Here is a 9,095-nt window from a genome sequence, read left to right on the forward strand (position 1 = left end):
CGTGATGGGGTCCTCCGAGCGTCGGTTGGTGGGAAATCAGTGGCCTCCGGGCTCAGCCGGCATGCTCCTGCCGCCAGGTCCGCAGGAAGGCTCCGCCGGCGTCGTCGTGGATGACATCCTCGCCAAGCCCCAGATTGGCCGCAGTAAGAACATCGTACGGCTTGGCGGGAACGCCGTCCGCCGGGCGGACGTCCAGGTGTTGGACTTCGTGGTCGTTGTGGTGGAGCCAGTCGGCCATGGCGTAGTCGGTGCGGGAATCGCCCACAGTGCGCCAGGCCTGCGGCGTGATGCCCTGCGCTGCCAGCAGCTCGACGGCGCGGCTGGCGCCGAGGTCCTTGCCGAGGCGGACGGATTCGATGTCCGTGGAGATGATGGTGGGGTCCAGGCGGTAGTCGCCGGTGTCGTCGGACTGCGGCGAGTGGTGGTCCAGGATTGCGGCGGACAGGCCGTGCCGGCCCAGGAGTTCCAGGGCGTCGGCATCGAACAGCTTCTGCTCGGCCAGGTAGTCCTCGCTGGGGACGTCCACGTGCTGCTCCACGGACACCATGGCCCGCTTGGTCTCGTCGAAGAACATGTGGGCCGAGTAGTCCTCGGCCACCATGCGGCGGATATCGTCCCCGTAGGCCTTCGGCACGGCGAGCTCGTGGTCGACGTGCACAGGGCCGGCGCCTGCGGACGTGTAGCTGAACCACACGGCGCCCTTTTCGCAGATCGCGTGGACCACGGTGTCGGCGGGCATCCCGGCCGCGATCATCGGCGCCATGACCTGTTCGCGGATGAAGGCATCGGAACGGCCGGTGTTGAAGATGACGGGAATGCCTGCCGCGGCCAGTGCCACCAGGTCGGCGATGATGTCCGGCTTCACCTCACGGGTGACGGGGCTGGCCACCGGGCCGTCGACGTCGAGAAGCAGCGCTAGGGCCGGGGTTGCGGGGTGGGCGGTGCCGGAGTTCGGAGCAGTCATGGCACTATTTTGTCGCAGCCGCGCCCCGGATGCGGCGGTGTGACGGGACCGCGACGGCGTTGGTCACCGTTTGGCCACAAAGCGGCGGGCGCGGGGAGGCGAAAGTTTCTTTGGCCGCCGTCGTTATTTAGGCTTGCAACGTGATCTTCAAAGCCGTGGGCGAGGGACGCCCGTACCCGGACCATGGTTTTTCGACGCCCAAGGACTGGGCCTCGCTGCCGCCGCGGCCGGTGCGGCTCGACGAACTGGTCACCACCAAACGGACGCTGGATCTTGAGGCCCTGCTGGCCGAAGACTCGACCTTCTTCGGCGACCTGTTCCCGCACGTGGTGCAGTACCAGGGGGTCATGTACCTCGAGGACGGGCTCCACCGGGCCGTCCGCACGGCCCTGCACCAGCGCACCGCCATCCACGCCCGGGTACTGGTCATAGATGCCTAGGAAACCGAAGGACCCCACCCGCCTGCACGGCCACCACGTGGTGACCGGTCCGGAACTGCGCGCCACGTTCTCCGAAGAGCAGGACCCCGGACACCCGGCACGCTTCCGCCGCCGGCTGTTCCACGGGGTCATCCTCACCCTGCTGCTCGGGCTGATCATTGCCGCCGTCGTCGGCGCCTGGGCGGTGATGAGCGGGGTGGTGAAGCTCCCCGACGCGGTGGCCAGCAAGACGCCGCAGGCCACTTGCCCCACCACGAGCTACCGCTACCTCCCGAACAGCAAGGTGACCGTCCACGTCTACAACGCCACCGGCCGGACCGGACTGGCCAAGAGCATCGCCGACCAGCTGAAGGCCCGCGGGTACAAGGTGGGCAAGGTGGACAACGCGCATACCCGCTACAGCGGCGGTTCAGCGCAGGTCATCTCGGGGTCCGCCGGCCAGGCCGCCGCGTTCAACATCCAGCGCAACGTCGCGGGAACCGACTACTACCGGGACGACCGCACGGACGCCTCGGTGGACCTGGTGCTCGCTCCCGGGTTCAAGGAACTCGTGAAGCCCGGCCTCGTTGACCAGACGCCGGGCAAGCTCAGCTGCCCGCGGGAGACCCGCCGGATCGCCGACGACGCCCCCCAGCCGGTGCCGCAGTCCGCGGCACCCTAGGGCTGCTTCAGCCGGGCGGGCTCACTCCGGCTGCTTCAGCCGCAGTACTTCTTGAAACGCAGCGGCGTGCCGCCGTCGTCGAACCTGGCGCCCGCGCCGAGCTGGATGAACCGGACCGTCTGCCCGAGGTGATCTTCGAAACCGCTGTCCGCGGCGTTGCCGCGCGCCGCGCTGGAGGAGAGCGTGCCGTGGATGAGCCGGGCGAGCTGCGGAACGTCGGCCTCGGGCAGGTAGCCGGCCGCGACGCCGTCGCGCAGGATGTCCTCCAACAGCAGGTTCAGTTCGCTGACGTGGTGGGCGAGCTTGGCGAACGAGCCGGGGGAGAGGACGGCGGCCATGGCAGGCCCGGGCGGCAGGTGCCGGCGGCTGAGGTCCTCCACCTGGGCGCGGACGTAGAGCGCCAGCCGGTCCACCGGATTGTCCAGCTCCGCAAGCGAGGAGCGCAGGTCCCCGAGGAAGCGCTCGGTCTCGTCCAGGGCGTACGCGATCAGGAGCTGCTCCATGTCCGCGTAGTAGTTGTAGACGGCGGTACGCCCCACCCCGGCGTGCCGGGCGACGTCGGTCATGGTCAGCCCGGGCAGGCCGTGCGTGAAGAGGAGTTCCCCGAATCCCGTCAGGATCCGGCGTTGGGTCTCGGCGCGCTGTGCCGCGTTGCTTGCGGCGGTGATCCTGGGCATAGAGACACTTTACAGGGATCTGTCAGCAAACCCCCGCTTTGCCTCCGCGCCAGTTCGCGCTAGGTGGTTGGCTTAGATGGCGCAGCCGTCCGGGCCGCAGGCCTCGGCGTCGGAGCTGCCGACGGCGACCAGCGGGTTGGCCTCCTGCCACGCCTGGGCCAGTGCCTGGGTGAAGACCTCGGCCGGCTGGGCGCCGGAGAGGCCGTACTTGCGGTCGATCACGAAGAACGGTACGCCCGTGACGCCGATGGCGCGGGCCTCGGCGATGTCGCGGCGGACGTCCTCGGCGTACTTGTCGCCTTCGAAGAGTTCGGCGATGCCATCCGCGGGCAGGCCCAGCTCCAGGCCCAGGCCGGTGAGGTACTCCTTGTTGCCGATGTCCTTGCCATGCTCGAAGTGGTCGCTGAGCAGGCGTTCCTTGGCAGCGTCCTGCTTTCCGTGCGCGGCGGCGAGGTGGATGAGGCGGTGGGCGGCGAAGCTGTTGGCCACCACGACGGCGTCGAACCGGTAGTTCAGGCCCTCGCCCTTGGCCTGCTCGGCCACGTGCTCGAACATCCGGCTGACTTGTTCCGGGGCCAGGCCTTTGCGCTTGCTGAGGTAGTCCAGTTCGGTGCCGTCGTAATGCTCGGGGATACCGGGGTCCAGCTGGTAGCTGCGCCACTGCACCTCCACGGAATCGCGGTGCGGGAACCCGGCGAGGGCGGACTCAAATCGGCGCTTGCCGATGTAGCACCACGGGCATGCGACATCGGACCAGATCTCAATCTTCATGAAGGCGGTAACCGCCGCGGCCTCCACGGCATTCCGCCCGAAGGAGTCGGCTTGCTCACAGCGCCTCACACACAGCACCACACGCACCGCCTCACGCACAGCGCGGCCTGTTGGCAGCGCGAGCGGGAGGGGATAGCGTCACAGCCAACAGGCGCCCACCCAATGAAGGAGGCCCGGCCGTGACGATTGTCGACAACGCCGTCTATGTGGACGGCCGCCGGACGGCGGATCCGGAAGGACTCGACGAGACCTACTTCCTGCTGCGCCAGCGCGAAGGCATGGCGTGGATCGGCCTGTACCGGCCGGACGCCGAGGAACTCCGTTCGGTGGCCGGCGAATTCGGCCTCAGCGCGCTCGCCGTCGAAGACGCCCTCACCGGCCATCAGCGGGCGAAACTGGACTACTACGGTGAGATCCTCTTCGTGGTGCTGCGGCCCGCCCGCTACCTCGACGCCGAAGAGAAGGTGGATTTCGGCGAAATCCACATCTGCATCGGCCCGGACTTCGTGATCACGGTGCGCCACGCGGAATCGCCGGACCTCCACAAAGTGCGCCAGCGCATGGAGTCACAGCCGGAGTTCCTCGCACTGGGCCCCGATGCCGTGCTGTACGCCATCCTGGACCAGGTGGTGGACGAGTACGAACCCGTGGCGGCGGGGCTGGAGAACGACATCGACGAAATCGAGGACGGCCTGTTCGGCGGCGATCCCGAGGTGTCCCGGCGGATCTACGAGCTGTCGCGCCAGGTGATCATGTTCCAGCGCGCCACGGGCCCGCTCACCGGGATCCTGCAGACCCTCGCCGCGGGCACCCCGGACCACTCCCTCGCGCCGGAGCTCGTGGATCCGCTCCGGGACGTGCTGGACCACGCCCTGCGCCTGGCCGAACGGATCAACTCCTTCCGGGCGCTGCTGCAGAATGCCCTGATGGTCAGCGCCACCGTGGTGGCCCAGCGCCAGAACGACGAGATGCGCCGCCTCACCGAATCCAGCTTCGCCCAGAGCGAGCAGGTCAAGCGCATCTCGTCCTGGGCGGCGATCCTCTTCGCCCCCACCCTGGTGGGCACCATCTACGGCATGAACTTCAGCGTCATGCCCGAACTCGAGTGGGTGTTCGGCTACCCCATGGCGTTGGGCCTGATGGTGGGCATGGGCCTGGTCCTTTACTGGACGTTCAAGCGCAACAAGTGGATCTGAACTACCGGAGTCCAAGCTCCATGACTAAGTCGTGCTCAACAGTGGTACCCAGCCGGAATGATTTGGTGCCCACCTTCCGGAATCCGCTCTTCTCATAGAAGCGGATGGCCTTCGTGTTTTGGTCGTTAACCCCCAGCCACACGCCTGCCACGCCCAGGGCGGCCGCCCGCTCAACCGTGCTTGCCATGAGCCTGCCCGCAGCGCCCAGGCCGTGATGGTCCGGGTGTACGTAGACCTTGCTAAGCTCCGCGGAGGGTAGGAGGGTCAGCGCTGCGGCCACGTCCGGATGCTGTGCCGTGCGGTTCACCAGCATGCTGTAGCCGTGCAGGCCGTCCCCGCCGTCGATCACAAGGATGGTGATGTCCGGATCGGCGAGGTACTGGGCGAACTTTCCGGCACTGAGGGTGTCGCGGAGGCGGGCTGCGACGTCCTCTGGTGAGGACCCCGGCGGGCAGGCGAGCGGAAAGGTGACGGCGGCAAGCTCGGCCAGCGCGCCGTCGTCGAGCGCTGTCGCGGTGCGGATCGTCCCGGTCACATGTCCTCCTGCCCGCCGGCCGCGGCGAGGTAGCGCCGGATGCTGTCAACCACCAGCTGGTGGTCCTCGTCGGAGGCGAGCCCGGACACGGTGATCGCGCCGATCACGCCTGCACCGCGGACGCGGATCGGAAACGACCCGCCGGCCAGGGTGTAGTCCTCGGGTGCGAGCCAGCCGCCACCCAGGGGGTCGTAGCCGCTGAACTGTTCGGTCAGGAATGCGGTGCTGTGTTCAAAGCGCAGCACCGAGGCGGACTTCCGGCGGATCCATTCCTCCTGGTCGGCCGTGGCGCCGGGAAGGACGCAGCGGAACAACACGAGGTTGTGCCGGCGGATATCGATGGCCACCCCGAAACCCGAAGAGACCGCGTGCTCGGCGATGAGCGAGCCGAGCCGCCACGCGTCGTAATTGTCGAAGCTCGCAAAGACCAGTTCCTCTTCCTGGGCCCGGAGCTCGGCGAGTCGCAGCGAGTCGCTCATGCCCGGTCCGCCTCGTAGCTGAGCCCGATCTGGCGGCGGACCTCATCCATGGCGGCCATGATCGCTACCGTTTCGTCCGGCGGCAGGATGGTGCCCGCCGTTTCGCCGGCCGCAACCAGCCGCTCCAGCTCGGCCGCCTGGAACTGCATGCCGCGGCTGGTCACGGGCTGCTCGAAGCGTTCCACCACGCTGCCGTCCGCGGCAAACACGGTGAACGGCACGGGGTTGTACCAGGTGTGCTCGACGTCGATCCAGCCGTCCGTCCCGATCACCAGTGCCCGGTTGGCGCTGGCCGCATCCAGTTCGCAGTCCACCAAAGCCTGCGCACCGCCGTCGTACTCAAAAATTGCGGCAGTCTGCCGGTCCACGCCGGTGGCCGTCATCGAAGCGCTCGCGTGGATACGGGACGGGGCGCCAAGGATGTCGAACGCGAAGGAAACGGGGTAGATGCCCAGGTCCAGCAGCGCGCCGCCGCCCAGCGCAGGGTCGTTCAGCCGGTGGGCCGGGTCCCTCGGCAGGCTCTGGTTGTGGCTGGCCACCACTTTCCGGACCTCTCCGATGGTCCCGGCAGCAATGATGTCGCGGAGCCGGACCATGTGCGGCAGGAACCGGGTCCACATGGCCTCCAGCGCCACCAGCCCCTTGGACGCGGCGAGGTCAAAGATCTCCTGCGCCTCGCGGGCGTTCATCGTGAACGACTTCTCCACCAGCACGTGCTTTCCCGCGTTCAACGCCAGCAGGGCATTCGCGTGGTGCATGGGGTGCGGAGTGGCGATGTAAATGACATCAACGTCCGGGTCAGCGACGAGCTCCTCGTAGCTGCCGTGGGCTGTTGGGATGCCGTGCTGCCCGGCGAACGCCTTGCTCGAGTCCAAGGAGCGCGAGCCCGCGGCCTGCACCGTGAAGCCGTTCTCGAGGAGGTCCTGGGTTTGCAGGCCCGCGATGAAGCCGGTTCCAAGGATTCCCCAGCGGATTCTTCCATCGGAAAGTGACACGTGTTCAGTCCTCTGTTTGGGTAGCGGGCGGGTAGGCCACGAACGCGAAGCGCTCCGAATCCGGCGACCAGCTGTTGACGTTGAGCGTACCTTGGCCGCCGAACAGCGGCCATGTGTGCAGCGGGGTTTTCCAGTCACCCGTGGAGACGAGTACGACGGCGACCGGCAAGTCCGCGGGGTGGCCCTGGGTTCCGCCGGGGAACCGGATGTAGCTGGCCAGGCGGCCGTCGGGGGAGAGGTGCGGGAACCAGTCCACCGTGCCGCTTTCGAGGAGCCGTTCGAAGCCGGTCCCGTCAACGCGGATCCGGGCCAGCTGGGCATGCCCCGGGTCCGTGCTGAACGATTCGGTGTTCAGGTACAGCCACTCGCCGTCCGGCGAATACTCCGGGCCGTCGCAGTGGCCCGGGCCAACATCAACCTGCCCGACGTCGACGGCGGCGGCAGCACCGCCGTCGGACGCTATGGTCATCAGGCGGCCGGGCCGCGTGAAGTCCCCGCCGTCGATCCCCACGTACGCCAGTTCCTTCCCGTCAGGGCTGACGCCGTGGAGGAAGTGGAAGGAACCGTCCTCCTTGGTGATGCGTTCGGCCGTCCCGCCAGAGAACGGGGCCCGGTAGATGTGGCCGTCGTTGGCTGACAGGAAGATGGTTTCGCCGTCGGGCGCCAGGACGTGGTCGTTGTTCAAGTCCGGGATGCCGGTGAGCGGGACTTCCGTGAGCTCGCGCGTGGAGACGTCCAAACGCCAGAGCCTCCCGTCCCCGTTGAGCACCAGCGCCGAGCCGTCCAGGGTCCAGTTAGGTGCCTCAAGCAGGATGCGGTCCGTGCTGTAGAGCAGCGTCGACTCGCCGGTCACCGACGCGATCCACACCTCGCTGCGCTGCCCGGTCCGGAGGGTACGGTTCACTGAGCGACCCCGTCGAGGTCCTTGATGCGGATGTTCCGCCAGCGGCACTGCGCGCCCTTGCCCCAGCGGGCCTCCCCGAACATCGAGTCGTTGTCGTGGACTTCCAGCGCGATGTGGCCGCGCTCGCCGAGCACGGCCAGGACCCGTTCGGGATCGTAGTTGGGTGAGTCGAGGGTGGCGGTGTCCAGTTCGGCGATTTTGAGCCCGTTGACCCAGGTGGTGATGACCGGCAGTGCCCCGACGCAGCGGATCCGCAGCTCGTTCCAATCGTCCCAGCGCCACACGTTGAGGAAATCGTCGACGTCGGCCGCGTAGCCCAGGCGGGCACGCTTTTCTTCCGTGACGGGTTCCACCGAGGTGGCCGGGTCATCCGCGACCAGCCCGGTGGGCTGGCCCTCGGCGTCGAGCGCAACGTCAACAGCGAAGGGAACCGCCGAGAAACTGGCGAGGCCGTTGCCGAAGAAGCCGCCGATGCCGCCGGAGGGCCGGTGGTCCACCAGGACCTGGAAGCCCTCCCATCTGTCCGGCCGGCGCCGCAGCATCACGCCGGTGTCCGCCGGCCAGTCCGGGCGCATCTCGAGAACCAGTTCGAAGTCGCCGAAAGCCTGTTCGCTCACGAGGTAGCCGCCGTAGCCGCTGCCGGGGGAGTCCTGTTCGCCCACCAGGACACCGTCCTCCACGAACCAGTGCGCAGGGTGCTTCTCGGGTTCCACGGGCGGGGTCAGGCCCAGGGCGTCGAACCGTTCCAGGAGGGCCGGGCCACCGGGGTACTCCGTGCCGTAAACACGGGGCACGGAGTACCAGCCGGCCAAGGAGGAGCCATCGAACAGCGGGACGAAACCGTCGCCGCCGTCGGGCGTTTGTGCGTCAGCCGTTTGTGCGTCAGTCACGCCCTAGTCCTGGGTGCTGAAGGCGGCGTCGAAGCTGGTTTGTGAGGCGGGGAAGTCAAACTTCTTGAGTGCGGCGAGGGCTTCGGGGGCGCCGTGGAGGCGGTCCATGCCGGCGTCTTCCCATTCGATGCTGATGGGGCCGGTGTAGCCGATGGCGGTGAGGGCGCGGAAGGATGCTTCCCAGGGCACGTCGCCGCGTCCGGCGGAGACGAAGTCCCAGCCGCGGCGGGGGTCGCCCCAGGGCAGGTGGGAGCCCAGGACGGTGTTGCGGCCGGTCTGGCGGACCTTGGTGTCCTTGCAGTCGACGTGGTAGATGCGGTCTTTGAAGTCCCAGATGAAGGAGACGGGGTCGATGCCTTGCCACATCATGTGGGATGGGTCCCAGTTCAGGCCGAACGCTTCGCGGTGCCCGATGGCTTCGAGGGTGCGGACGGTGGTCCAGTAGTCGTAGGCGATTTCGGAGGGGTGGACTTCGTGGGCGAAGCGGATGCCGTTGTCGTCGAAGACGTCCAGGATGGGGTTCCAGCGGTCGGCGAAGTCCTGGTAGCCGGCGTCGATGGTTTTTTCGGGGACGGGCGGGAAC

12 protein-coding genes are annotated in these 9,095 nt (G+C 67.8%); 3 read left to right on the plus strand and 9 right to left on the minus strand.

The window, feature by feature from the left end; genetic code table 11:
• Positions 1–52: 52 nt before the first annotated feature.
• Positions 53–964 carry a Cof-type HAD-IIB family hydrolase gene (locus tag D3654_RS08875; RefSeq protein ID WP_120521141.1) on the minus strand — a complete coding sequence of 304 codons (912 nt, stop codon included), beginning with the start codon at positions 962–964 and terminating at the stop codon, positions 53–55.
• A 140-nt stretch (positions 965–1,104) separates the two neighbouring features.
• Between D3654_RS08875 and D3654_RS08880 the strand changes: the two genes are divergently transcribed.
• Both D3654_RS08880 and D3654_RS08885 read left to right on the plus strand, forming a co-directional pair.
• Positions 1,105–1,404, plus strand: a complete 300-nt coding sequence (locus D3654_RS08880) for a type II toxin-antitoxin system VapB family antitoxin (RefSeq protein ID WP_120521142.1) — start codon at positions 1,105–1,107, stop codon at positions 1,402–1,404.
• Positions 1,397–2,065, plus strand: a complete 669-nt coding sequence (locus tag D3654_RS08885; protein WP_120521143.1) for a LytR C-terminal domain-containing protein — start codon at positions 1,397–1,399, stop codon at positions 2,063–2,065. Before D3654_RS08880 ends, D3654_RS08885 begins: the two co-directional genes overlap by 8 nt.
• A gap of 35 nt (positions 2,066–2,100) precedes the next feature.
• Here D3654_RS08885 and D3654_RS08890 read toward each other — a convergent pair whose 3' ends face one another.
• Positions 2,101–2,742: a TetR/AcrR family transcriptional regulator gene (locus D3654_RS08890; RefSeq protein ID WP_120521144.1), complete on the minus strand. Its 642-nt coding sequence runs from the start codon at positions 2,740–2,742 to the stop codon at positions 2,101–2,103.
• Between the two features lie 72 nt (positions 2,743–2,814).
• Positions 2,815–3,513, minus strand: coding sequence for a DsbA family oxidoreductase (locus tag D3654_RS08895; protein WP_120521153.1), 699 nt, complete (start codon positions 3,511–3,513; stop codon positions 2,815–2,817).
• Between the two features lie 179 nt (positions 3,514–3,692).
• Between D3654_RS08895 and D3654_RS08900 the strand changes: the two genes are divergently transcribed.
• Positions 3,693–4,709, plus strand: coding sequence for a magnesium and cobalt transport protein CorA (locus D3654_RS08900; protein WP_120521145.1), 1,017 nt, complete (start codon positions 3,693–3,695; stop codon positions 4,707–4,709).
• 1 nt (position 4,710) lies between these two features.
• Here the strand turns inward: D3654_RS08900 and D3654_RS08905 are convergent, their stop codons facing one another.
• The 6 genes from D3654_RS08905 to D3654_RS08930 form a co-directional block, all read right to left on the minus strand.
• A complete protein-coding gene (locus tag D3654_RS08905; protein WP_120521146.1) occupies positions 4,711–5,244 on the minus strand; it encodes a GNAT family N-acetyltransferase in 534 nt (177 codons plus the stop codon).
• Positions 5,241–5,723 carry a heme-degrading domain-containing protein gene (locus D3654_RS08910; RefSeq protein ID WP_120521147.1) on the minus strand — a complete coding sequence of 161 codons (483 nt, stop codon included), beginning with the start codon at positions 5,721–5,723 and terminating at the stop codon, positions 5,241–5,243. The genes D3654_RS08905 and D3654_RS08910 overlap by 4 nt, the downstream gene beginning before the upstream one ends.
• Positions 5,720–6,718: a Gfo/Idh/MocA family protein gene (locus tag D3654_RS08915; RefSeq protein ID WP_120521148.1), complete on the minus strand. Its 999-nt coding sequence runs from the start codon at positions 6,716–6,718 to the stop codon at positions 5,720–5,722. Before D3654_RS08915 ends, D3654_RS08910 begins: the two co-directional genes overlap by 4 nt.
• Positions 6,719–6,722: 4 nt before the next feature.
• Positions 6,723–7,622 carry a TolB family protein gene (locus D3654_RS08920; protein WP_120521149.1) on the minus strand — a complete coding sequence of 300 codons (900 nt, stop codon included), beginning with the start codon at positions 7,620–7,622 and terminating at the stop codon, positions 6,723–6,725.
• Complete coding sequence (locus D3654_RS08925; protein WP_120521150.1) at positions 7,619–8,512, minus strand: 3-keto-disaccharide hydrolase; 894 nt, start codon at positions 8,510–8,512, stop codon at positions 7,619–7,621. Before D3654_RS08925 ends, D3654_RS08920 begins: the two co-directional genes overlap by 4 nt.
• A gap of 3 nt (positions 8,513–8,515) precedes the next feature.
• Positions 8,516–9,095 (minus strand): sugar phosphate isomerase/epimerase family protein (locus D3654_RS08930; RefSeq protein ID WP_162943685.1); only part of this gene is annotated, 580 nt, incomplete at its 5' end.

Source organism: Arthrobacter celericrescens (assembly GCF_003614925.1).
GTDB lineage: Bacteria > Actinomycetota > Actinomycetes > Actinomycetales > Micrococcaceae > Arthrobacter > Arthrobacter celericrescens.